The sequence below is a fragment of the Xanthomonas sp. Leaf148 genome, assembly GCF_001423585.1.
Classification (GTDB): domain Bacteria; phylum Pseudomonadota; class Gammaproteobacteria; order Xanthomonadales; family Xanthomonadaceae; genus Xanthomonas.
Window position 1 is genome coordinate 1,400,707 of sequence record NZ_LMOP01000008.1, and the last position, 23,340, is coordinate 1,424,046.

General features: G+C 61.2%; 17 protein-coding genes, 1 other RNA gene and 1 riboswitch. Of the genes, 9 read left to right on the plus strand and 9 right to left on the minus strand.

Going from position 1 to position 23,340, the window contains the following annotated elements; genetic code table 11:
* The first annotated feature begins 105 nt into the window (after positions 1-105).
* The 3 genes from ASF90_RS10400 to ASF90_RS22060 all read left to right on the plus strand — a co-directional run bounded on the left by ASF90_RS10400 (position 106) and on the right by ASF90_RS22060 (position 6,028).
* Complete coding sequence (locus ASF90_RS10400; protein ID WP_055849338.1) at positions 106-714, plus strand: TetR/AcrR family transcriptional regulator; 609 nt, start codon at positions 106-108, stop codon at positions 712-714.
* A 346-nt stretch (positions 715-1,060) separates the two neighbouring features.
* Positions 1,061-4,021 (plus strand): TonB-dependent receptor, encoded by a 2,961-nt coding sequence (locus tag ASF90_RS10405; RefSeq protein WP_055849340.1) that lies wholly within the window; start codon positions 1,061-1,063, stop codon positions 4,019-4,021.
* 216 nt (positions 4,022-4,237) lie between these two features.
* On the plus strand, positions 4,238-6,028 hold the full coding sequence (locus tag ASF90_RS22060) for a sulfotransferase (protein WP_082473484.1): 1,791 nt from the start codon (positions 4,238-4,240) through the stop codon (positions 6,026-6,028).
* Here the strand turns inward: ASF90_RS22060 and ASF90_RS10415 are convergent, their stop codons facing one another.
* The 4 genes from ASF90_RS10415 to ASF90_RS10430 all read right to left on the minus strand — a co-directional run bounded on the left by ASF90_RS10415 (position 6,029) and on the right by ASF90_RS10430 (position 11,641).
* Positions 6,029-6,691, minus strand: a complete 663-nt coding sequence (locus ASF90_RS10415; protein WP_082473485.1) for a 2OG-Fe(II) oxygenase — start codon at positions 6,689-6,691, stop codon at positions 6,029-6,031.
* The gene (locus ASF90_RS10420; protein WP_115560579.1) at positions 6,645-9,572 is read right to left on the minus strand and encodes a TonB-dependent receptor; all 2,928 of its coding nucleotides are present in this window, start codon (positions 9,570-9,572) and stop codon (positions 6,645-6,647) included. Before ASF90_RS10420 ends, ASF90_RS10415 begins: the two co-directional genes overlap by 47 nt.
* A gap of 188 nt (positions 9,573-9,760) precedes the next feature.
* The gene (locus tag ASF90_RS10425) at positions 9,761-10,597 is read right to left on the minus strand and encodes a hypothetical protein (protein WP_055850372.1); all 837 of its coding nucleotides are present in this window, start codon (positions 10,595-10,597) and stop codon (positions 9,761-9,763) included.
* Positions 10,598-10,750: 153 nt separating this feature from the next.
* Positions 10,751-11,641, minus strand: coding sequence for an Hsp33 family molecular chaperone HslO (locus ASF90_RS10430; RefSeq protein WP_055849347.1), 891 nt, complete (start codon positions 11,639-11,641; stop codon positions 10,751-10,753).
* A 75-nt stretch (positions 11,642-11,716) separates the two neighbouring features.
* Between ASF90_RS10430 and mtgA the strand changes: the two genes are divergently transcribed.
* The 3 genes from mtgA to ASF90_RS10445 are packed head-to-tail and all read left to right on the plus strand — an operon-like array spanning position 11,717 to position 13,890.
* The gene (gene mtgA / locus ASF90_RS10435; protein WP_055849349.1) at positions 11,717-12,454 is read left to right on the plus strand and encodes a monofunctional biosynthetic peptidoglycan transglycosylase; all 738 of its coding nucleotides are present in this window, start codon (positions 11,717-11,719) and stop codon (positions 12,452-12,454) included.
* Position 12,455: 1 nt separating this feature from the next.
* Positions 12,456-13,502, plus strand: a complete 1,047-nt coding sequence (locus ASF90_RS10440; RefSeq protein WP_055849351.1) for a glycosyltransferase family 2 protein — start codon at positions 12,456-12,458, stop codon at positions 13,500-13,502.
* Positions 13,462-13,890 carry a CBS domain-containing protein gene (locus ASF90_RS10445; protein WP_055849352.1) on the plus strand — a complete coding sequence of 143 codons (429 nt, stop codon included), beginning with the start codon at positions 13,462-13,464 and terminating at the stop codon, positions 13,888-13,890. The genes ASF90_RS10440 and ASF90_RS10445 overlap by 41 nt, the downstream gene beginning before the upstream one ends.
* Positions 13,891-13,981: 91 nt before the next feature.
* Here the strand turns inward: ASF90_RS10445 and ASF90_RS22065 are convergent.
* From ASF90_RS22065 to ASF90_RS10465, 5 genes are all read right to left on the minus strand, one after another.
* Positions 13,982-14,057, minus strand: a non-coding RNA gene (locus tag ASF90_RS22065) — sX9 sRNA.
* A gap of 85 nt (positions 14,058-14,142) precedes the next feature.
* The gene (locus ASF90_RS10450) at positions 14,143-16,107 is read right to left on the minus strand and encodes an AsmA family protein (protein WP_055849354.1); all 1,965 of its coding nucleotides are present in this window, start codon (positions 16,105-16,107) and stop codon (positions 14,143-14,145) included.
* Between the two features lie 42 nt (positions 16,108-16,149).
* Complete coding sequence (locus tag ASF90_RS10455) at positions 16,150-16,794, minus strand: hemolysin III family protein (RefSeq protein ID WP_055849357.1); 645 nt, start codon at positions 16,792-16,794, stop codon at positions 16,150-16,152.
* A 74-nt stretch (positions 16,795-16,868) separates the two neighbouring features.
* Complete coding sequence (locus tag ASF90_RS10460; RefSeq protein WP_055849361.1) at positions 16,869-18,473, minus strand: peptide chain release factor 3; 1,605 nt, start codon at positions 18,471-18,473, stop codon at positions 16,869-16,871.
* Between the two features lie 129 nt (positions 18,474-18,602).
* Entirely contained in the window at positions 18,603-19,469 is an 867-nt protein-coding gene (locus ASF90_RS10465; protein ID WP_193552627.1) for a M23 family metallopeptidase, read from the minus strand.
* Between the two features lie 174 nt (positions 19,470-19,643).
* A riboswitch (SAM riboswitch) is annotated at positions 19,644-19,764 on the plus strand.
* 71 nt (positions 19,765-19,835) lie between these two features.
* Here ASF90_RS10465 and ASF90_RS10470 point away from each other — a divergent pair.
* Genes ASF90_RS10470 through ASF90_RS10480 form a run of 3 tightly spaced genes read left to right on the plus strand, consistent with a single transcriptional unit; the run spans position 19,836 to position 23,166 of the window.
* Positions 19,836-20,867, plus strand: coding sequence for a homoserine O-succinyltransferase (locus ASF90_RS10470; RefSeq protein WP_055849366.1), 1,032 nt, complete (start codon positions 19,836-19,838; stop codon positions 20,865-20,867).
* On the plus strand, positions 20,864-22,081 hold the full coding sequence (locus ASF90_RS10475; RefSeq protein WP_055849368.1) for an O-succinylhomoserine (thiol)-lyase: 1,218 nt from the start codon (positions 20,864-20,866) through the stop codon (positions 22,079-22,081). The genes ASF90_RS10470 and ASF90_RS10475 overlap by 4 nt, the downstream gene beginning before the upstream one ends.
* The gene (locus ASF90_RS10480) at positions 22,078-23,166 is read left to right on the plus strand and encodes a homoserine dehydrogenase (protein WP_055849371.1); all 1,089 of its coding nucleotides are present in this window, start codon (positions 22,078-22,080) and stop codon (positions 23,164-23,166) included. Before ASF90_RS10475 ends, ASF90_RS10480 begins: the two co-directional genes overlap by 4 nt.
* Positions 23,167-23,340 lie beyond the last annotated feature (174 nt).

Sequence of the window (23,340 nt, forward strand, 5' to 3'; positions counted from 1 at the left end):
TCAATACTCCCTCGTATGGAGTGTTAAGCCCTTGAATCATGGCAGTTGTCTGTCATTTTTGTGATGCATACTGCAACTGACCCAGGCGTATGGTTAAATCGCGCCATGAACGACATCACCGAATCCAACCCCACCACGCCCCGTGCCAGTTCCGGTCGCGGTAATCGCCTCAGCGCGGACGATTGGGCGCAGGCGGCGCTGGACCTGATCGCCGAACAAGGCGTGAGTGCCGTCGCTGTCGAGCCATTGGCGCGTCGTCTCGGCGTCACCAAGGGCAGCTTCTACTGGCATTTCCCCTCGCGCGACGCCCTGTTGCAGGCCGCCCTGGAGCGCTGGGAAATCTTCGAGCAGAAGGAAGTCTTCGGCAGTCTGGAAGACGTTCCCGATCCCAGCGCCCGTCTGCGCGCGCTGTTTCAGCTGGTCGCCCACGAAGTCAAACCGCACGTCATCTACAGCGAACTGCTCAAGGCACTCGACCACCCGGCCGTGCGTCCGGTCATCGACCGCGTCTCGCAACGCCGCCTCGACTATTTGATCGCCTCGTTCCGCCAGGCCGGCCTCAGCCGCACCGACGCCCAGCATCGCGCCCGCCTCGCCTACGCGGCTTACGTCGGCTTCCTGCAGTTATCGCTGCAACTGCAGCAACCCAAACAGGCCCGCGAAGAATTCGAATCCTACGTCGAGCATGTGATTCAGACGTTGATTCCTGGGTAGAAGAGCCATCACTCAGCTGGGCGCCAGCGCTGGTTAGCTAGCGAATCAGTGCAATCATCGCATCACCCTCATGACACCGGTAGGCATCAGCTTCCGAACTCAGCTGCATATGGGCGCAGTTCCACACTGTTAGCGGCCGATCGGCGCACTACTTAAATGGTCTCTTAAAGAGACTGTTATTTTCATTCTTGCGCAAAATTCACGACAAGACAATTTCTTGTTAACGCATCTTTAATTTTTCCAAGTTGATAGCTACTATCGGCGTCACCTTCGTTTTGGGTTCGTTTTTCGATCCCTCGAACGGTTGTTCATCACGCCACTATCAAGATCTCGGAGAGAGAGCTCAATGATTTACAAGACCAGCAAGCTTCGCGATGCGATTTCGTTCGCTATCGCGGTTGGCGCTTCCGCCTCGGCACTGCCGTCAACGGCAATCGCCCAGGACGCGGGGGCGACCAACCTCGATCGCATCGAAGTCACCGGCTCGCGCATTCGCCAGGTGGATACCGAAACGGCCCAGCCGATTTTGACAGTTAGCCGCGCTGACATTGAAAAGCAGGGTTTTTCGTCGGTCGCCGACATTTTGCAGAACATCAGTGCTGTGGGTACCCCGCCAATCAGTCGCGCTTCGCCGCTGTCTTCCGGCGAAGCAGTTGGTGGCACGTACATCAGCCTGCGCGATCTCGGCGCCGCACGTACGCTGGTCTTGGTCAATGGTAAGCGTCTGGGGATCACCACGGACGGTCTGCAGGACATCTCGACCGTTCCAGTGTCGTCGATTGATCGAATCGAGGTGCTGAAGGATGGCGCTTCTTCGATTTACGGTTCCGATGCAATTGCTGGTGTCATCAACATCATCACCCGTACCAATTTCGATGGCGCGACCGGCAGTGTTTACTACGGCCAGTATTCGCAGGGCGATGGTGAAACGACCAATGCGGACTTCGTGATGGGCGTGACGGGCGAGCGTGGAACGCTAACCGTCGGCATCGAATACGCGAAGGAAAACAAGGTTGCGGCTTCTGACCGTCCTTACTCTGAATTCCCGCGCTCGTCTAATCATCCGGATTTTGGTTGGACCGCAGTCGGTGAGTTCGGTGGTTTCGTGAGCCGCCCGGGTGACGCGCTTCCTAACGTCCGCTATCCGGCAGCAAGCGCAGCCAACCCCAACCGCGAAGTGCGCGTTTTGGTGCGCGACGGTGGAAACCCCGACAACCCGGCTGACTACCGTCTTCAGAATACCGATCAGACTGTCACCCAGGACAAGACCAACACCAATCGCTGGACCGACCTGCGCACTCCGCAGGAACGCCGCTCGTTGTTCGTCGATGGCTCTTACGACCTGACCGACAACGTGCGTTTCCGCACCAACGTGCTGTACAGCAATCGTGACTCGGAGCGCCAGATTGCGGGTTATCCGTACCAAGCGCTTGCATTCGGGTCACCGATGTCGGTGGACAGTGCGTTCAATCCACTGAATCGCGAAATTCCGAATTGGTGGCGTCGTACGACGGAAGTGCCGCGTACCACGCGTGCCGAACTGACCACCTACCGTTTCTCGGGCGCATTCGACGGGTCGTTCAATGTCGGCGACCGCATCTTCGACTGGGATGTGGGCTATCTCTACAACAACAACAAGCTGGTGCAGAGCGGTTACGGTGATCTCAATCTGACTTCGTTGCGTGCTGCTGTGGGTCCGTCCTTCATCAACGCGTCCGGTGTCGCACAGTGCGGCTCGGCTGCGGCCCCGATCGCGCTGGCACAGTGCGTGCCATTCAACCCGTTCATTGCTGCCGGCCTGTCCGGTCCGGGTGCTTTGACCGGCAACCAGGCTCTCCAGGATTTCCTGATCCCAACCACGCATGCAACTGCGGACACCAAGACCAAGGTGATCTCGGCCAACCTCTCTGGCAGTTTGTTCACCCTGCCGGCCGGCGATCTTGGTTTTGCAGTGGGCGCTGAGCAGCGCAAGGAAGAGGGTGAGTTCAGCCCTGACGCGCTCGCTCAGTCGGGAAATACCTCCGGTTTGGCCAACTTCCCCACCGGCGGCAGTTACAAGGTCGAGGAAGTGTATGCAGAGTTCAACGTGCCGCTGTTAGCCGACCTGCCGTTCGCTCGCGAGCTTGGCCTGAGCATGGCGACACGGTACTCCGACTACAACACCTTCGGTGACACAGTGAACAGCAAGTTTGGCTTCAAGTGGAAGCCGATCCAGTCGTTGCTGGTCCGTGGTACCTGGGCTGAAGGTTTCCGCGCCCCGACCATTTCCGATCTTTACGGTGGTGGTTCACAGTCTTTCGATTCCTACACCGACCCCTGCGATGTGCAGTTTGGTGCCTCGCGTAATAGCCCTGCAGTTCGAGCACGCTGTGCTGCCGCGTTGCCGGTCAATGCCAATACGTTCCGTCAGCAGGCCCAGGGTTTCGTGCCGACCACGGCAGCGTCCTCGCAGACACCTCTGGCGTTCCTGTCGGGCTCCAATGAAGAACTGACCCCGGAAACTTCTACCTCCAAGACCTTGGGTTTCGTATGGAGCCCGGGCTTCGTAAACGGCCTGAACGTGTCGCTCGATTGGTGGCAGATTCGCGTGGAAAACACCATCATCGGTGACACGGCAAATCTGATCCTCAACGATTGCTACATCAACGGCATCACCGAGCGTTGCAACGCGTTCACCCGTGATCCTGTGAGCGGCATCGTCAACACCTTGAATCGTACTTCGATCAATGCCGGCTACCGTGAGGTTGAGGGTTATGATCTGGATCTCGGTTATCGCCTGGCCACCGACTCGCTCGGCACCTTTGGCGTCAAGTGGACAACCACTTACACCAGTCGCGACGACTTGGTGACCACCCGCACGTCCGTTACTAATCCGAACCCGCTGACGGGGGTGGGCTGGGCTGGAACGACTACGGGTACGCACTTCCGCGTTCGATCCAATGTTGCACTCAATTGGGATAAGGGCGACTTTGGTGCAAGTTGGACAATGCGTTACTTCTCCGGTTTGAAGGAATCTTGCCTTAGCGCGTCCCTGTTCCCGGACGAGTGCAGTGATCCCAACTATCGCGCGCCGAACAATCAAGGCGTTTCGATTGGCAATCCAACCAATGAGCGTGGCGCGACCGTCTTCAACGATGTTCAGGTCCGTTGGAATGCTCCGTGGAACGCGACGATCTCCGCAGGCGCAAACAACGTGTTTGATCGTGTTGGTCCGACCTTGTACAGTCAGCCTAGCGCCAACGTTTCTTACTTTGGTGGCTTCGACATCGGTCGCTTCCTGTACATGCGTTATACCCAGCGTTTCTGATAAGCAGTTCGGTTGCTTGACTTAAGCTACGCCCCCGATTTCGGGGGCGTAGCTGTCTATGCGTTTTTAAATCAGCATCTGAGCTAGTAGGGCTCAGGCAAAGTTTTTAAACTCGGTTGAGGCTCTAATGTCTGCGGCGAATTCGCAGTATTCGTTTCAACAAGACGCATGAAGCTATGCGCTTTCTTATCCGCCGCAATGTGAGATCATTCGGTGATGCTTACGTTGCTGTCTGATCACCAAGAAAAAATGCAGGCCTGGATTCGTGACGAGGTCGTGCCCGATCTCTCAAGTGCAGCTGCTTGGTCGCGATTTGCAGAAGAGTTGCATAATGGCAAGTTACTGCTTGATGCTTGTCATGCTTATTGGCATCTGGCAAGTCTTCAGCTCAGTGAGCCCGCATATCTGATAAACATCGGCAATTTGCTGCTTGAGCTAGAGGACTTCTCGGGTTCGCTGGTAGCCTATGAAGAGGCTGTGCGGCGAGGTGCTGGGGATGAAGTGGCTTGTCATTTGGGAAAAGGGCTGGCACTGCTTTATCTGCAAAGGTACCAGCAGGCAGAAATAAGTCTTCGAAATGCTTGGCAGCAGGAGCCAGAGGCATGTGATGTTGTTCTGGCTTATTCGCAATGCTTGATGGAGCTTGAGCGATTCGACGAGATGAAATCTTGTCTTGCTCGCCTTGAGTATTACGAAATGTCGCGTGCGCAGCGTGAAAGCTTCGCTTGGTTGCTTGCGAATTGCGGTGAAGAGCCGCGCGCGTTGGTTCTGTATAAAGATCTTCTTGATGATACGCACGCAACGAGTGAGTTGCGGATGCAGCTTGTTCTTTTGCTTGAGAGACTTAATCGTGTGGAGGAAGCTGAAGGTTATCTGCAGCATCGAAGCGTTATTGGGAGCGAAATGTCGCCAATGAAGGCGCTCGCATTGGGGCGAATATTTCGTCGGAAAATGAAATACGAATGCGCTGAAAAATGCCTAGCTTCCGGCATTGCAATGGTTGGAGATGGAGCAATTGGAGCGCTGCTGGAGTTCGAGCGCGCCAAGAATGCTGATGCTGGTAGCCGCTTTGACGAAGCGATGGCCGCGTTGAATCGCGGGCATGTACGCGCTGTTGCGGCATACAACCAGCGGTTTCCAGGGCAGTTGGCTGATAACGCCCTGAGATGGTTGGAAGAATCGTTGGCGAATCCTGTTCCTTTAGCTTGGCGTAATTTAAGAAGGGGTGAGCGTTCGGAAGATCCGACATTTCTCGTGGGCTTCCCGCGATCAGGTACAACCTTGCTAGAGCGCATATTGGACGCGCACCCAGGTTTTGCGGTATTGGATGAGCGTCCGGCGTTAGAAGAGGCCATCGCTAGCCTGCGCTCAAGTAAGCATTTTGCCGAACCGCAACTAGATGATTGGCTGACTGCACTCTCTGACGATCAGATCGGTCGGGCGAGAGGTTGTTATTATGCAGTTGCCGCCAAATACATCTCTCTAAAGCCGAGTCTGATCGATAAGTACCCTTTGAATCTGACGCGAGTTCCTTACATTGCGCGAATATTTCCGCGTGCGAAGTATATTTTTCTCTTGCGGGACCCCCACGACTGCGTGCTGAGCTGTTACATGCAGGCATTTGGCATGCGTGGAGGTGCTCTTTCATTTGCAACGTTGGAAGCTTCCGCGGAGACTTATGTAAATGTGATGTCTCACTGGGAGCGTCATAGAGCATTGGCAAACGCCCATGTCCAGGAGGTTCGTTACGAAGATCTGGTGAATGACATGCCTTTGCATGTCTCTGCACTCTTAGACTTCCTGGAGTCAGAGTGGGACGACGCCATGGCAAATTTTCGGGAGCATGCCATGTCGCGATCGACACGAATCAACACGCCGAGTTATGCCCAGGTTATCGAGCCGATCAATGGTCGAGCAATTGGGCGGTGGGAAAATTATCGACACCATTTCTCGCAGCGTACGCTAACTCTTCTCGCGCCATGGCGTCGCCGTTATGGCTACGATTAGTCAGCGTTGCGGGAAGCGGAGGTAGGTGGAAAGTATGTATTTGTCTCCACTATGCGGTGGCCTGCCTTGGTGGGCGTACATCCAATATGGTGGAAACATTAAAAGCCTGCCGGCTCTCGGTTCGACGCCGTAGTTCAACCCTGGAAACCAAGTTTCGCCGCCTTCCGATACATTGTTGAGATACCATAGAAAAACCATGTATCGATCGGATACGTTGTTTATGGAGTCGAAATGTGTCTGGAAGCGTTCATCGCTTCCTGCACGATAGCGCTTGAGAATCAACGGGCTTAGTAGCGGGCTGTCGGGGACAGCAATGTCTAGGTCTACTTCCGTGTTGTAGCGCTTGAGCTCCTCGCTGATCAGCGAGCGGAAGAATCCAAGAAAAGCACTATCGGACAATTTGGAGATGTCCAATTCCGTCCAGGAACTTTCTTCCAGACCTTGGCGAATGCCCTGGCCATTTCTTTCGTGAAATTCGCTGAGCGCCTCAAAAGAGTCGACCAGTTTGGCGCACAATTGTGCTGACAAACTATTGTCTTTTATTCGAATGAAATGCCGAAGGTGACCCGGAGAGGAGGATGCCGCAGAAGCGGCATCCTCCTTTTCCTTTTTCAGATCAGAATCGTGCAGTCCAGCGCATCCAGTAGTACCTGCCGATGGCATCGTAGGTCCGCAAGTCGGTGGAGGCATTGAAGCCGGAATAAACCAGTGGCGGCTGCCGATCTGCCAGGTTGCGAACACCGATTTGAATCGTACTGTTGTTCAACGACTCAAGGCGATACCCGAGCTGGAAGTCCGTCTGGGTGTAGGAGGGGACCTGACGCTTGGCCACGTAGCCGTCTGTACCTACTTCGGCGACGTCCGGTGCCTCGTTGACGTGGTGGACATACCGAGTTGTCAGGCTTGCATTTAGATTGCCATAGGTCCAGGTCAAATCGTTAAGCGCGCGCCAGCGCGCGATATTCCCGAAGCCCGAAGATGCAGAGTCAACGAACGTGCCGGCGAGTCCCTTGCTTTCCGGAATGCCTGGGAATGCTCCCACGTCGCTGGTCGGGTCTCCTGACAACAGACGAACGTCGTACTGACGGATATATGTTGTATCGAGATTCCACGAAAGCTTGCCCCACGCAGCTTCCTGAGTGGTGTAGCGGAACCCGAGATCGACGCCGCTGGTCCGCAGCTCACCAAAGTTGCCAATCACGTTCGTCATTTGCGCAACGTCACCTGCTTCGTCGCGAATGAAGGTGTCGCAGTAGCGGCCGAATTGGTAGCACTGGTTCAGCATAACGGTTTCTGGAAGATTGGTAATGAACTGATCCAGGCTTACGCGCCAGTAGTCAGCGGTTACGCTAAACCCTTCGAGCCAGCTCGGGCTATACACGAAACCATATGTGAAAACATCGCCTTCCTCTGGTTGAAGGTTCGGGTTTGAGACCTGGAAAGAGGTTACCTGGTTGTTGCTCTGACGGAAGGATCCGTCAGGCGCAACACCTGCACAGGCGCGCGGGTCGGCCGTCGTCTGGCCCGAGTAACCGTTACAAGGATCGACATAGCTATTTGCGCTTGGCGCTGTAGGTGAAAACAGGTCGCCAATCGTAGGTGCGCGGAAGACGTCTGCATAGGTGCCGCGGATCAACAGATCGGAGAACGGCTTCCATTCCAGCCCGATTTTCGAGTTGTTGGTGCCGCCGAAATTTGAGTAATCCGAGTAACGGGTTCCCAGTGTCAGATTGAGCTTCTCTGCGAAAGGTGCGTCGGTCAACAATGGGATCAGTAATTCAGCGTAGATTTCGTTGACGTCAAACTTCCCAGAAATATCACCAAACGTACATGCTTCCTGCGTGGTCAAGCAGACAGTTTCGCCAGGCGGAATGATCGTGAGGAAATCGCTGGTCGAACTTGCTGACTCTTCGCGTCGCTCCACGCCAACCGCCAATGAGACGGTTCCTGCGGGGATATCAAATAGGTCACCTGTCGCGTTGGCATTGAAAACCTTAAGAGTGTTTTCGTTGGTATTGGTAATCGTTGGATTGATCAGGCCAAGCGCAGTCAACTGAGCCTGGCCTACAGCCGTGCTTGCATTGGGTGCGGGGCCAAGGAAGTTGACCGGCAAGCAGCCATTGATGGCCGTGGCCGGGTTACCTGGCGTCCGGACGCAAATAGGATTTCCGGTTGCAGGATCGATCATGGACGGGCCAAGTGCCGCCGTGAGGCCAGGGCTGAACAAATACCCTTTCACCGAGGATGACTGTGGCGAACGGCCGTACCCGTACGACGCATCCCAACTCCAGCTGCTGTCACCAAACGCACCGCGAAGGCCTCCGGTAATCTGGTAGGTCTCCGTTACGAAGCGGGTTGTGCGCGTGGGGATGAAGTCACGAAGACGCAGGCGCGCGTCCGTGATATCGACCCCGAAGGGGTTGTAAAGACTATCTGCGCTGATCGGAACGTCATCGACTGCAGGTCGGCCATCAAACGGCAGAGGTGCCAGTGCAAAGGAGGACTCGGTCCGCAGCCACGAGCCAAGCACAAACGCTTCGACGTTGTCACTCAGCTTGTAAGTGCCGTTCATGAAGAGGCTGGTCCGCTCCTGCGGTGTCAGCGTCAAATTTCCATCGGCCTGATAGTTGTAAACATCGGTTTGCGGGTTGAAGCAACGAAAGTCCGACGGTGACGAGCCAGGACGTCCATCGATTCGCGTAAGAGTAACGTTCGCGCCAGCGCCACAATTGGGATCAGATAAATTGACGCCAGCAGCATTCCCACGCGGCACGACATAGCGGCCAGTCAAAATGCGGCTGGTCCCACCAATGCCTTTCTCGCCAGCGTAGAGTTGATAGGGCTGGCTTGAGTAGGTTCGATCTGCCGCACGTACTTCTTCTGCTTTGTCGTAGCTTGCGCCTAGCATCAGGCTGCCATGATCGTTTGTCATGCCGAAGACGGCGTCATACCGCTCAGTCGACGCGTCACCACGTGACGATGTTCCGTAGTAGGCGCTTGCTTCAACGCCGTCGAAATTTTTGCGAAGAATGAAGTTGACGACGCCGCCAATTGCGTCAGAGCCGTAGATTGCCGATGCGCCATCCTTCAGCACCTCGACGCGCTCAATGAGACCTAGAGGGATGGAGTTGATGTCCACCGCGCCGTTCGCATTGCTGACAGTGCCAATCCATCGCTTACCGTCGACCAAGACGAGTGATCGGTTGACGCCAAGTCCGCGCAGATCAATTGTAGCCGCGCCCGCGCCGCCGCCATTGTTGACCTGAGGATTGGTAGCGGCGCCGGCAATGGCAGGCGTGCGCTGGAGAAATTCGCCGACCGTTGCCGCGCCGGAACTCTGGATCGTTTGACGATCAATCACGAATACGGGGCTAGAAGTCTCCAGATCAGCGCGCTTGATGCGTGATCCGGTCACTTCAATTTTGTCGAGGTTGGTTGTTGTACCAGCGGATGTGTCCTGTGCGAAGGATGTTGATGAATAAGCTCCTCCGACGACAAGCGCAAGTACAACGGCGTCACGCAGCTTGCTTGACGTGCACTTCATGGGCTCTCTCTCCGTGTAACGGTTAGGTTGGCCTGGCAGGCGGGTCCGAAACAGCGGTCCCAAAGCGTCAGGGTGAACCGATGGTATATGGCTGTCCCTAAAAATTAAAGTCCCGTTAAATTTTGCTCCCATGAACGAAAACGCCACCATATGTGAAGGTGGCGTTATGACTTCAGAATGGAAGAAAATTAAAGGTCTTGCTCATACCTGACATAAGGAATGGTGCCGTCGCTGTTGCTCTCGTTGTTGGGAGCGAACGGGTTCTTGCCGCGGGAGATGACGTTCTCCGCGCCCACTGTCAACTGCCCGCTCCAGGGGGTGCGCCAGGTCAGGCCAAGGCCCAGGCCTTCCCATTTTTCCGGCTGGCCGGGGACATCGACGACGCGGCCGATGACATTGGCGCTGAAGGCGCCGTAGCCGCCACCGACGCTGAGCGTCTTGCTGTCCCACTGGTCGGCGATGGCCGGGGAGACGTCAGCCAGCGGGACCAGACGCGCACGGGCGTAGGTGCCGCCAATCGAGACAAAGCCTTCGCGCCCGATGTTCTTCTGGCCGAAAACGGTCAGGTCGTTTTGCTCCACGCGGGTCAACGGTGCCTTGCCGGCGCCGATCAGCCAGGCGGGCAGGGTGTCGCGACCGGCACCTGCGGTGACGCCGACGCGGCCACTGCCACGGTTGAAGCCCAGCGTGCCGGAGACGCGACGCGACGCGGCAGCGCTGTCTTCTTCATCGTCGCCGATGCCGGCCAGCAGGCAGTGACTGGCGAGGCCGCTGATGTTGGTGCCACGGCTGCTATTGCAGAGCAGGCCTAAGGAATCGCCCGAGGTCATGCCAAGCGCAGCATCCAGCGAATTACGGCCGAAATGCCAGCGCGCGCCGGCCTTCTGCTCGCCGGTGGGTTCCAGGTACAGAAACGCTTCCACCTTGCCGCTGCCCTTGTTCCACACCGGCAGGATGGTGCTCTCGCGCAACTGCTGGGATGCCGACTGCGCATGCACACCCGTAGCTGCCGCAAGGGCAACCAGCAAAGCGAGCGGAAGGCGCAGAAGGTGTCGCATACCAGAGTTCAGACCCTAGGGGCAGTTGTTAAGTTCCCGAGAGCGGGCAGTGAGAATGCTAGGGCGTTTATGATTATTTAACAAGTGGTCACGTTCCCCAGAACGCACCGCCGATGCTATCTATTGCAACCGTTCCGGCGCCTGCTGAGAGGGCTGCGCCGTGCTGAAAAGTACGGCCAACTCGGTCAACGGAAAGTGATACTCGCGGCCACAGAACTCGCACCGCACTTCCACCTCGCCGGTTTCTTCAGCGGCTGCGCGCGCCTCTTCTTCACCCAGCGATTCCAGCATCGACGCGACCCGCTCGCGGGAGCAGGAGCAACCGAAGCTGAGCGGCTTGCCGCCCAACAACTGCGGGTCTTCTTCGTGGAACAGGCGGTGCAGCAGGTCTTCGCCGGCCACCGACAGCAGCTCGGGTGCGCCGAGGGTGTCGAACAGAGCGCCGATGCGGGTCCAGCCGTCGTTGTCGCCTTCGTCGCCAGGCAGTTTCTGCAGCAGCAGGCCGGCGGCGTGATCCGGGCCAGCGGCCAGCAACAGGCGGGTCGGCAGCTGCTCGGACTGCTTGAAATAGGTTTCGAAGGCTTCGGCCAGATCCGGGGCCTGCATGCCGACCAGGCTCTGGTAGCGCTGCGGTTCGCGCGGGTCCAGGCCGGGGTTTTCGATGGTGATCGCCAGCAGGGCGGCCTCGCCCAGCTCACGCAGGTCGGTGGGCGCGTCGGCACCCTCGGCCAGTTGCACGATGCCGCGCAAGGTGCCCGCGGCCGTGCATTCGGCAAACAGGGTGCGCAGGGTATCGTTGCCGCGCAACTGCACCGACAGACGCCCGTCGACCTTGGTGTGGCCGGTGAACAGGGCGGCCGCCACCGCGGCTTCGCCCAGCAGCTGGCGCGCGGCAGGAGGGTACTCGGCGGCGCCCTGGACGTCGTGCCAGGCCTTGGTCAGACGCACGTGGACACCGCGCACGCCGGCGGCAGGCAGCAGGAAACGGGAAAGCTGATCGTGATCGGTCATGGAGACATCGGACGTAAGGGACGCTGGTTGCCGGATAATGCGGCAGGCATCGGGATTGAAGGTCGAAGCGAACTAATGGGGACGGATGCATTGGATGGCAAGCAGGTGACAGCACCGCGGCGCCGACGCTGGCTGCGCTGGATCCTGGCGGCGCCGCTGCTGTTCGCGGCGGCGAGCGTGTTGCAGGTGCTGGTGCTGCGGGTGGTCGACCCGCCGATCAGCAGCATGATGGTCGGGCGCTACCTGGAGGCCTGGGGCGAGGGGAACGGGAGTTTTTCCCTGCACCAGCAGTGGTGCGATTACGATCAGATCGCCGCCAGCCTGCCGATTTCGGTGGTCGCTGCCGAGGATCAGCAGTTTCCGATGCATCACGGTTTCGATCTGCAGGCCATCGAGAAGGCGCGCGATCACAATGCGCGCGGCGGGCGTGTGCGCGGCGCCAGCACGATCAGTCAGCAGGTCGCCAAGAATGTCTTTCTGTGGCAGGGCCGCAGTTGGGTGCGCAAAGGCCTGGAGGCCTGGTACACCGTGCTGATCGAGCTGTTCTGGCCCAAGCAGCGCATTCTGGAGATGTACCTTAACGTGGCCGAATTTGGCGACGGGGTCTACGGCGCGCAGGCGGCTGCGCGGCAGTTCTGGGGGAAGGATGCGGCTGGCCTGTCGCCGGCCGAGTCGGCGCGCCTGGCCGCGGTATTGCCCTCTCCACGCCGGTACGATGCGCGCCGGCCGGGTGCCTATGTGCAACGACGCACCGCCTGGATCCAGCGGCAGGCGCGTCAGTTGGGCGGCGCCGCGTACCTGCAGGCGCGGTGAGGTGAGCGCCATCGACACCGCCCAATTGCCGGCCGCCACCGAGCGTCTCACGGTGGTCATCGCGGCGTTCAACGAAGAAACAAGCATTCCGCTGTTGCATCCGCGCCTGTGTGCGGTGCTGGCGGACTTGCATGGCTTGCAGACGCGCGTGCTGTATGTCGACGACGGCAGCACCGACGGCACCTGGGATGTGCTGCGGGCGCTTGCCGAATCCGATACGCACGTGAGTGCGCTGCGGCTGTCGCGTAACTTCGGCAAGGAAGTGGCGGTGTCCGCAGGCCTGGACCATGTGCTGCCGGGTGCGGTGGTCCTGCTCGATGCCGATGGCCAGGATCCGCCGGAATTGATTCCCGAATTCGTTGCATTGTGGCGTGCCGGATACGACAACATCTTTGGCACGCGCGTCTTTCGCGAGGGCGAGAGTTGGCTCAAGCGTGGCGCCGCACATGCGTTTTATCGGGTGATTCGGCGTTTGTCGCGCACTCCGATTCCAGCCGATACCGGCGACTTTCGACTGCTCTCGCCCCGCGTCGTGCAAGCCTTGCAGCAACTGCGCGAACGCCACCGGTTCATGAAAGGCTTGTTCGGCTGGGTGGGGTTTCGACAGGTGGCATTGCCGTACCGACGCTCGCCGCGCCTGTCCGGGCGTAGCAAGTTCACCGTGTGGCGGTTGTGGAATTTCGCGCTCGACGGTATCACCAGTTTTTCCACGGTGCCGCTGCGCGCGGCGACCTACCTGGGCCTGATGACCGCGCTTGCTGCCTTCCTGTTCGGGGGCTGGGTGGTGGTCAAGGCGGCGCTGATGGGCGACCCGGTGGCCGGTTGGCCGACCATGATGTCGGTGATCCTGTTTCTGGGCGGCATCCAGCTGATTGCCTTGGGGTTGATCGGCGAATACCTGGGCCGGCTGTACGACGAGGCCAAACAGCGCCCGTTGTATTTGGTCGATACCCACCGCGGCGCGGTGGGAGTAGTCTGCGACGACCAGACCAAGCGCGGAGCGGGCCATGCAGACCGTACGACAGCTGTTGGGGACCAAACAGGTTGAGGTATTCGCAGTTGCGGCCGATGCCGCGGTGATCGAGGCGATCCGGCTGATGGCTGAAAAGGGCATCGGTGCGGTCTTGGTGATGGATGGCCAGCGACTCGCCGGCATCGTGTCCGAGCGCGATTACGCGCGCAAAGTGGTGCTGCGCGATCGCTCGTCGTCCACCACCAGCGTGGCGGAGATCATGAGTTCTCAGGTAGTGACGGTGTCTCCATCGGAGACCGTTGAGCGCTGCATGCAGTTGATGACCGACGGCCGCTTTCGGCATCTTCCGGTGGTCGAGAACGGCCGCGTGCACGGCGTGATCTCCATCGGCGATCTGGTCAAGGCGGTGATCGAAGCGCAGCGGCAGGATATCGACCAGTTGCAGCGCTATATCGCCAGTTGAGCGTTAACCCGGTTGGCGGCAGGTCTAGTCTGCCAGCCGGCTGATCTTGCCAGTGGGGTCGGCGCATGCACGTCGAGTGCAGCCTAAGAGTGCCTAAAAAATGTAGCGAGTACTCGTCAGGTGGGTGCGGACGGCGCGCTCAGGACCGGCATGTACCAGTGGTACATGCCGCACCGAGCACGGGTCGTGCCCTCCTGGTGGTGAGCACAGTCGTTCTGTCAGCGGCTCCAAGCGTCACACGACCCAGCGCGATCAATGCACGTACTTGCCGCCGCAATCGCTGTCCTTGCCCGGGCCGGGTTCGAAGGTGGCAAGCAATGCTGCGGGCGGTGCAATGGTGGCGAGTGCGACAGCAATCGCGCCGCGTAGCCCGAGTGCCTTGAAATCCGGGCGGAAGCTCGGGTCCTTGAAGGTCCCGGCAATCCGCAACGGCGAACGCAGGCTCAGAATGCTGCGATCTTTCGGGCGTGGGCGCAGCAGCAGATCGAGCGTCTCGTTCTTGAGGCTGATGCTGCCCTCGCCGACGATGATGGTGTCGGTGCTGTCGAACGCCAGGGCACGCGACTGCATGAGTCCGTCCTTGACGCCGAAATCGCCGAACATGCAACGCACCGGGATCTGACGATCTTTGATGATCAAATACTTCAGCGATTCGGCGATGTCCAGACCGGCCAGTTCCATGATCAGGTTGCCGACATGACCGCGGCCCATGCCAACGCCAATCGAGCCGTCGGCGCTGCCGAGCATCGCCGCAATCGAATTGCCGCGGCCACGCAGGTCCAGCTCACCACCGATCGCGCCTGAGGCCTGTTTGGCGAGTGTGGCGTCTGGAAATAGCCGGTCCAGCCGAATGCCGCGAATGCCGGCCTTCAGCTGCGTGGTGATGACGGGGTTGCGCGCATCCATGCGGATGGTCGAACGGATGTCTCCGCCGGCCACGCCGAAGTTGAGCGGGTCCAGTTGCAACAGGCCATCCTTCAACGTCAACGATGCATCCATGTCGTCCAGTGGCCAGGACGGTGCATTGATGCGCTGCGCGCGCCAACGCACCTGCGCATCCATCGCGCGCAGTTTGGACAGATCGTAGGGCGTGGTCGGCAGGATGCGCGCGCTGGCGGCAAGTTGCGCCGCCTGCTTTTTCTGCTCGGCATTGGCCGATTCGTTCGCGCCGGTCTTGGGCGGTGCACCGACAAAGCCGGCCAGATCGTCGAAATCCAGCCGTTTGGATGCGAGATCGGCACGCAGAAACGGGCGTTTGTTGCGCAGGTCCACCTCCGCCGTGCCGGACAGATCGCTATCGCCGGCAGTGCCGGTGAACGTCTCGTAGCGCCATACATCGCCATCGCGGCGCAGGTGGCCGTCGAGTGTGTACGGCGGCGTGGATGGCATGGCGACGCCGGTCAGCGGATACAGGTCTTCCATATCCTGGCCGCTGAGCGCCATCTGCAAATTGAAGACGCGGAACTGAAACGGATTGGTCAGCGTGCCGCGCACGTGCGTACGGGTGGCGCCGGCACTGCCGCGCAAATCGATGCGGAAGGGATGTTCGCTCTGGCTCAACTCAAGCGGCGAGGCGGTGTTGCCTTTCAGCGTAAACGGGTAGCCCTTCCAGCGGCCCTTGCCGTCGATGCCGATCGGCGCTGCACGCTGGTCGCTACGCGGAGGCGCCAGACTGTCGATGGCCACATCGATATTGGAGCGCATGGCATCGTCGATGTATTGCAGCCGTCCCTTGGTCACCAGCAGCCGTCCGAGCCGCGGCATGCTGCCATCGCCTTTCTGGGTATCGAACACCCAGTTGCCCGGATGCGTCTCATCGCCCGCTTCCAGCAGAACGGTGGGCTGATCGAGGCGAATTTCCGGCAGCCGCACCTTGCCGCGCAGCAGGGGCCACAGCTCGACATCGATCTCGGCAGCGTTCAGTTCTGCCATCGCGCCGCGCTTGGACCACGCGGCATTGCCCAGCTGCAAGCGCTCGCCACGAACGGTGATGGTGCGGCCCAGGTCCACATCCAGATGTCCCAGATGGAAAACGCGGCCGGTCTTGGCGCTGACCATGCGTTCGACCGGGCCGCGTAGCCAGTTCCAGTCGAAGAGCAGCAGCAGGACCGCCACGATGGCGATAACGCTGCCGAGCCCGATCAGCCAGCGTCGACGGCGCGGTATGCGGGCGGAAGGGGTGACAGCAGTCGGGGGCGCGTTGTTCACGCGACCCATGGTTGGCGATGGCTCGTGACCGGCGCGCGAACGCGACGACGATCACACCACCTGTTCGATCACCGCAACGAAGTGGCAGGCACTGCCGGCCAGCACGAACAGATGCCAGATCGCGTGGAAATAGCGCTGGGTGTCGCGTTGGTAGAAGTAGGTGCCCAAGGTGTAGAAGAGCCCACCAGCGAGCAACCAGCACAGCGACCAGGTGTCGACCGAACGCAACAGCGGTTCGATCGCCACGACGATCAGCCAGCCCATTGCCAGATACAGCACGGTGGACAGCAACCGAAAGCGGCCGGTGAAAAACAGTTTGAAGATCACCCCGGCCGCGGCGATGGTCCAGATCGCGGCAAACAATCCCCAGCCCCAGGAACCACGCAGATTGATCAGCGTAAATGGCGTGTAGGTGCCGGCGATCAGCAGGTAGATCGCGCAGTGATCGAGCACCTGCAGGCGTGCCTTGGCGCCGGCATGCGGGATGGCGTGGAACAGCGTGGAGGCGACGTAGAGCAGCACCAGCGTGGCGCTGAAGACGATGGAGGTGGCCAGCTGCCAGCCATCGCCATAGATGGCTGCCAGCGTGATCAGCACCGAGCCACCGGTCAATGCGGCAATGGCGCCCAGGCCATGGGTCAGCGCACTGGCGATTTCGTCGCGCAGGTCGGTCGAGGGGGAGGCGTCTGCATTCATGCCAAAAATGTAGCGCAACTGCGAGCAATTCGCATCGCCAGCAGTCGCGTAGCGTTTTTCCCGTTAAGCGCGGCTCAATCGATGGCCTTGGCGTGCGCATGTTCGCGCGTCGCCGAGAAGCGCACATCCGGCGCACGTTCCTGCGCCAGCTGCAGGTTGACGCGCGTGGGGGCGAGATAGACCAGCTGGCCGGCCGCATCGATGCTCAGATTACCGGCGTTTTTCTCGCGGAATTCCTCAAGCTTCTTGGCGTTTTCGCACTGCACCCAGCGCGCGGTAGTGACGCTCACCGGCTCGAAGATCGCATCCACGCCGTATTCGTCCTTGAGCCGGTAGGCCACCACGTCGAACTGCAGCACACCCACCGCGCCCAGGATCAGGTCGTTGCTCATCAACGGGCGGAAGAACTGTGTGGCGCCTTCTTCGGACAGCTGCGCCAGGCCCTTTTGCAACTGCTTGAGCTTGAGCGGGTCGCGCAGGCGCGCGCGGCGGAACAATTCCGGCGCGAAGTTCGGAATGCCGGTGAACGACAGCGATTCGCCTTCGGTGAAGGTATCGCCGATGGAAATGGTGCCGTGGTTGTGGATGCCGATCACATCGCCCGGCCAGGCTTCGGCGGCGATCTCGCGGTCGGAGGCCATAAAGGTCAGCGCGTTGGCGAGCTTGACGTCCTTGCCGCTACGCACGTGCAAGGTCTTCATACCTGCGGTGAACTTGCCCGAGCACACGCGCATGAAGGCTACGCGGTCGCGATGCTGCGGGTCCATGTTGGCCTGGATCTTGAACACGAAGCCGCTGAGTTTGGCTTCGGTGGCTTCGACGCGGCGGCCGGTGGTGTCGCGCGCCTGCGGCGGCGGGGCGTGTTCGATGAAGAAGTCCAGCAGCGGCTGCACGCCGAAATTATTGACGCCGGAGCCAAAGAACACCGGTGTCTGCTGGCCGGCGCGGTAGGCGTCCACATCGAAGGCGTTGCTGGCGCCTTGCACCAGTTCCAGCTCGTCGCGCAGTTCGGCCAGCATCTGCTCGCCGATCTTGGCGGCAAGGCCGGGTGCATCCAGCGACGGGAAGATGGTCGAATCCTGACGGGTGAAGTTGCGCCCCTGTTCGTACAGATGCACCTCGCCGGTGATCAGATGCACCACGCCCTTCAGTCGCTGGCCCATGCCGATCGGCCAGGTCACCGGTGCGCACTGGATGCCGAGCACGGTTTCCACTTCATCCAGCAGGTCGATCGGGTTCTTGCCCTCGCGATCGAGCTTGTTGATGAAGGTCATGATGGGCGTGTCGCGCAGGCGGCAGACTTCCATCAACTTGATGGTGCGTTCTTCCACGCCCTTGGCGACGTCGATCACCATCAGCGCCGAATCCACCGCGGTGAGCACGCGATAGGTGTCCTCGCCGAAGTCGGCGTGGCCGGGGGTGTCGAGCAGGTTGATCACCTTGCCCTCGTACGGGAACTGCATCACCGAGGAGGTCACCGAGATGCCGCGCTCCTTTTCCAGCGCCATCCAGTCCGAGGTGGCATGGCGCGCGGCCTTGCGGCCCTTCACCGAGCCGGCCATCTGGATCGCGCCGCCGAACAACAGCAGCTTTTCGGTCAGCGTGGTCTTGCCGGCGTCGGGGTGGGAAATGATCGCGAAGGTGCGGCGGCGCGCGGCTTCGTTGGAGACTTCGGACATGGGCGGGGGCGCGCCCGGTCGGACGCCTGCGGAAACTGAGGAAGCCGGTGATTATAGCGGCTTCGGCGCAGGGGGCTTTTATGGACCCGCGGCCAGGCGGCATCGGGCCGCTGTGCCGGCGGCGGCGCGCTACGGGGCCGGCGAGGGAAAGTGCAGCTCGCCTTGCGGGCCCAGCATCCGGAACGGCACCGACACCAGCTGCAGATCGGCGTTGCGCTGCACCGAAAAATGCAGGTGCGCGGCGGTGCTGTAGCCGGTAGTGCCGGAGGCGCCCAGCCGCTCGCCGGTGCCGACCCGCTGGCCGGGGCGGACCGCTACCCCGTTCGGGGCCAGATGGGCATACAGCGCCATGCTGCCGTCGGCGTGCAGCACCCGCACCAGGTTGCCGCCGCCGGCGCTGGGGTCGTGGGCGCTGCCTTCGGCAACGTCCTGGCGTATTTCCATGACTATGCCCTCGCGCGCCGCCAGCACCGGTGTGCCCTGCGGCAGGGCGAAGTCCACTGCATACCAATTGGGCAGGTCGGCATGGCTGAACTGGCCGCCGAAGCCTTGATCCACCTGCACCGGTGCGTCGCGGAACGGCAGCTGGTAGCGCACCGGCGGCGGCTGCGCCAGCGGATCGCCGGGCACCATGTCGAGTTTGAGTCCCAGCCCGCCCAGCGTGCGCTGGTTGCTGGCCGGGTACAGCCGTGCCAGCAGGCGCCGCTCGTTTGCCGCCAGCAACATCGTCAGCGGCAACTGCGGCACGGCGCGGTAATCCTCGCTGGGCGGCGCACTCAGCCGGACCTGCGCAGGTCCGGCCAGCGGGTTGGTCACCCACGCCAGATAGACCGGCGCCTGCCATTCCAGTTGCAGGGTCGGGCCGGTGCCGGTTGAGGCAATGGTCGTTTGCGCCGGCGTGGTGGCAGGTGAGGCGGGTGCCGCGCCGCCGTTCCAATGCCAGCGCTGTTGCGCAGCGGCGGGCGGCGCACCTGCCAGCAGGGCGGCGACCAGCAACGGAGCAAGTGCGGGCGAAAGAAGGCGAAAGACGCGGTAGTGCACGCGATTGGCTTGAGCGAGCGGGGGCGCAAGTATGCGGCCCATCACGGTATTCGGTGGTATCGAATGAAAATATATCTTTCCATCCGCATGAAGCGATTGACATCGCAAAAGTGCGGTGGCATCTTAGCCTCACCATCGAGACCGGCGGAGGGACAGGCCCTTTGATGCCGGGGCAGCCAGCGGAGCGCGCAAGCGCCCGCGTTTGGTGCCAAATCCTGCGGGGACCTCCGCGTCCGCCGAAAGATGGTTCGAATCGTGCCTTGCGCACCTCGAACGCGAGCTCCCGCGAAGCTCGATGGCCGATCCACCCCGGATATCGCCATGAGCCTCGTGACCACAGCATCGCCAACTATCACTGATTACCTGGATACACCTGCCGCCGACATCGACGGCGCCATCGCGTTGCGCGGCGACATTGCCGTGTCGTTGCCAATGCGCCATGCCGGTGTGCGCGAGGTGCGCCTGCGCTACGAGTTGATCGGCGCTGCCAATGCGCCGGTGGTATTCGTTGCCGGCGGCATCTCTGCCCATCGGCATCTTGCGGCCAGCGATGTGTTCCCCGAAAAGGGCTGGGTGGATGGCCAGGTCGGTGCGGGCCGAGCGCTGGATCCTGCATCGCGCCGTCTGTTGGCATTCGACTTTCTCGGTGCCGATGGCACGCTGGATGCGCCGATCGATACCGCCGACCAGGCCGACGCGATTGCGGCGCTGCTGGACGCGCTGGGAATCGCCCGCCTGCACGGCTTTGTCGGTTACTCGTATGGCGCGCTGGTCGGGCTGCAATTCGCCACCCGTCATGCTGGCCGCGTGGGCACCTTGATTGCGGTGAGCGGGGCGCATCGCGCGCATCCCTATGCCGCGGCATGGCGCGCACTGCAGCGCCGCGCAGTGGCGCTGGGCCAGCTGCAGTGCGCGGAAAATCATGGGCTGGCGCTGGCGCGGCAGTTCGCGATGCTCAGCTATCGCACGCCGGAAGAATTCAGCGAGCGCTTCGATGCGCCGCCGGAAGTGATCAATGGCCGCGTGCGCGTGGCCGCCGAAGACTATCTGGATGCCGCCGGTGCGCAGTACGTGGCGCGCACGCCGGTTACCGCATACCTACGCCTGTCCGAATCCATCGACCTGCACCGTATCGACCCGGCGCAGGTGAGCGTGCCCACCGTCGTGGTGGCGGTGGAAGGCGATCGCCTGGTGCCGTTGGCCGACATGGTCAGCCTGGTCGAAGGTCTTGGCCCGCGCGGCAGCCTGCGTGTGTTGCGCTCGCCATATGGCCACGACGCCTTTCTGAAAGAAATCGATCGCATCGACGCGATCCTCACTACTGCCCTTCGCATCACCGGAGAAACCGCATGAGCTATCGTGACCCCGCCGACGCCCCTTGTACCGCCGCCACTGCCGCCGTGCGCGCGGGCATCGACCGCGATACCGCCTACGGTGCGGTGACCCCGCCGATCGTGCTGTCGTCGAACTTTTCCTTCGATGGGTTCGGCAACAAGCGCCAGTACGACTACACCCGCAGCGGCAACCCCACCCGCGATCTGCTAGGCGAAGCGTTGGCCGAGCTGGAAGGCGGCGCGGGTGGGGTGATCACCTCCACCGGTATGGGCGCGATCAATCTGGTGCTCAATGCGCTGTTGCAGCCCGGCGATACGCTGGTGGTGCCGCACGATGCCTACGGCGGCAGCTGGCGTCTGTTCAATGCGCTGGCCAAGAAGGGCCATTTCGCGCTGATTACTGCAGACCTCACCGACCCGCGCTCGCTGGCCGATGCATTGGCGCAGTCGCCCAAGCTGGTGTTGATCGAAACCCCGTCCAACCCGCTGCTGCGCATCACCGATCTGCGCTTTGTCATCGAAGCGGCGAAGAAGGTGGGTGCGTTGACGGTGGTCGACAACACCTTCCTGTCGCCGGCGCTGCAAAAACCGCTGGAATTCGGCGCCGACGTGGTGCTGCACTCCACCACTAAATACATCAACGGCCATAGCGATGTGGTGGGCGGTGCGGTGGTGGCGCGCGATGCCGAGCTGCATCAGCAACTGGTGTGGTGGGCCAATGCGCTGGGCCTGACCGGCTCGCCGTTCGATGCTTTCCTCACCTTGCGTGGCCTGCGCACGCTGGATGCGCGTCTGCGCGTGCACCAGGAAAATGCCGATGCGATCGCTGCGTTGCTGGACGGGCACGCGGTGGTCAACCAGGTGTATTTCCCGGGACTGGCATCGCACCCGGGCCATGCGCTGGCGGCGCGTCAGCAGAAGGGCTTCGGCGCGATGATGAGTTTTGAATTGAATGGTGGCGAAGCGGCGGTCCGCGCCTTCGTTGATGGGCTGCGCTACTTCACGCTGGCCGAGTCGCTGGGTGGAGTGGAAAGCCTGATCGCGCATCCGGCTTCGATGACGCATGCGGCGATGACCGCCGAGGCTCGTGCGGCGGCCGGAATTTCCGATGGTTTGTTGCGGTTGTCGATCGGGATCGAATCGGCCGAAGACCTGCTGATCGACCTGCGCGCCGGTCTGGCGCGTGCCGAAGCGACCCTGACTGCGGCCTCCCGCAAACAGGTCGACGCGTGAGCAGCGTATTGCCTGTTTCGCGACGTGCATCCGCGGCGACGGTCACCCCCACGCCACGTTTGGCATTGCTGGGTACCGGCACCGTGGGCCGCGCCTTCGTGACGCGCTACACCGCCCTGCAGCAACGCCAGCTGCGGTTGCCGCGCTTCGATTGGCTGGCCAACTCACGGATCGCTCAGGATTGTGGCGTGAGTGCGGAGCAGGCATTGCTGCAGGCCAACGCCGCGCCGCGTGGCCAGGCGGTGTTGCAGCCGTGGGCCGAAACCGTGGCGCTGCGCGCTGGCGACGTGCTGGTGGATGCCACGGCCAGCGATGTGGTGGCCGATTGGCATGTGGAGTGGTTGGGGCGCGGCGTGCATGTGGTCACTGCCAACAAGCTGGGTCAGGGCACGGCGTTATCGCGTGCGCAGGCGCTGCTTGCCGCCCGCCATGCCAGCGGTGCGCATTACGGCGACAGCGCCACCGTGGGCGCCGGGTTGCCGGTGTTGAGCAGCGTGCGCGCACTGGTGGCAGGTGGCGACCATATCCATTCGATCGAGGGCGTGCTGTCGGGATCGTTGGCATGGCTGTTTCATCGCTACGACGGCAGCGGCGCGTTTTCGCAATGCGTGCGTGAGGCGGTGGCAGCGGGGTATACCGAGCCGGATCCGCGGATCGATCTGTCCGGTGAGGATGTGCGGCGCAAGCTGTTGATCCTGGCGCGTGCGGCCGGTTGGCAATTGGAGGCCGAACAGGTGCATGTTGAGTCGCTGGTGCCCACCGGCCTGGCCAGCGTGCCGATCGCTGAACTGGACGCGCGATTGGGCGCGCTGGATGCCGAGGTGGGCGCGCGTTGGCAGCAAGCACGCGCAGCAGGGCGGTGTCTGCGCTTTGTAGGCCGCGTGGACGCGCATGGCGCAAGCGTGGGTCTGCGTGAGCTTGCGCTGGACCATCCCTTGGCCGGTGGCGCCGGCACCGACAACCGCGTCGCCATCAGTAGCGACCGTTATCGCGAGCAGCCGTTGTTGATCCAGGGCCCGGGTGCGGGTGCGGAGGTCACTGCGGCCGCGTTGCTGGACGATGTACTGCGGATCGTGGCTGGCTGATTTGGGGAGTGGGGTCGCGAGACGTGCGGCATCTCCCGCAGGCGTGCCCGGGTTATGTGCAGGCGTCTGGGTTGTTGGCGGTCGAGGACGAGAGAACGTCTGCGCGTTCTCTGGGTCTTGTCGCTTGACCGGCGTGTGTGCGGCTCCCGGCGCTGTAACGCGCCTCGTCGCTCG

Bases quoted from the DNA above. Each gene is read 5' to 3' on its own strand.
- ASF90_RS10400 (WP_055849338.1), top strand. From the start codon at position 106: ATGAACGACATCACCGAATCCAACCCCACCACGCCCCGTGCCAGTTCC.
- ASF90_RS10405 (WP_055849340.1), top strand. From the start codon at position 1,061: ATGATTTACAAGACCAGCAAGCTTCGCGATGCGATTTCGTTCGCTATC.
- ASF90_RS22060 (WP_082473484.1), top strand. From the start codon at position 4,238: ATGCTTACGTTGCTGTCTGATCACCAAGAAAAAATGCAGGCCTGGATT.
- ASF90_RS10415 (WP_082473485.1), bottom strand. From the start codon at position 6,691: ATGCCATCGGCAGGTACTACTGGATGCGCTGGACTGCACGATTCTGAT.
- ASF90_RS10420 (WP_115560579.1), bottom strand. From the start codon at position 9,572: ATGAAGTGCACGTCAAGCAAGCTGCGTGACGCCGTTGTACTTGCGCTT.
- ASF90_RS10430 (WP_055849347.1), bottom strand. From the start codon at position 11,641: ATGACCGATCACGATCAGCTTTCCCGTTTCCTGCTGCCTGCCGCCGGC.
- mtgA (WP_055849349.1), top strand. From the start codon at position 11,717: ATGGGGACGGATGCATTGGATGGCAAGCAGGTGACAGCACCGCGGCGC.
- ASF90_RS10445 (WP_055849352.1), top strand. From the start codon at position 13,462: ATGCAGACCGTACGACAGCTGTTGGGGACCAAACAGGTTGAGGTATTC.
- ASF90_RS10450 (WP_055849354.1), bottom strand. From the start codon at position 16,107: ATGGGTCGCGTGAACAACGCGCCCCCGACTGCTGTCACCCCTTCCGCC.
- ASF90_RS10455 (WP_055849357.1), bottom strand. From the start codon at position 16,794: ATGAATGCAGACGCCTCCCCCTCGACCGACCTGCGCGACGAAATCGCC.
- ASF90_RS10460 (WP_055849361.1), bottom strand. From the start codon at position 18,473: ATGTCCGAAGTCTCCAACGAAGCCGCGCGCCGCCGCACCTTCGCGATC.
- ASF90_RS10470 (WP_055849366.1), top strand. From the start codon at position 19,836: ATGAGCCTCGTGACCACAGCATCGCCAACTATCACTGATTACCTGGAT.
- ASF90_RS10475 (WP_055849368.1), top strand. From the start codon at position 20,864: ATGAGCTATCGTGACCCCGCCGACGCCCCTTGTACCGCCGCCACTGCC.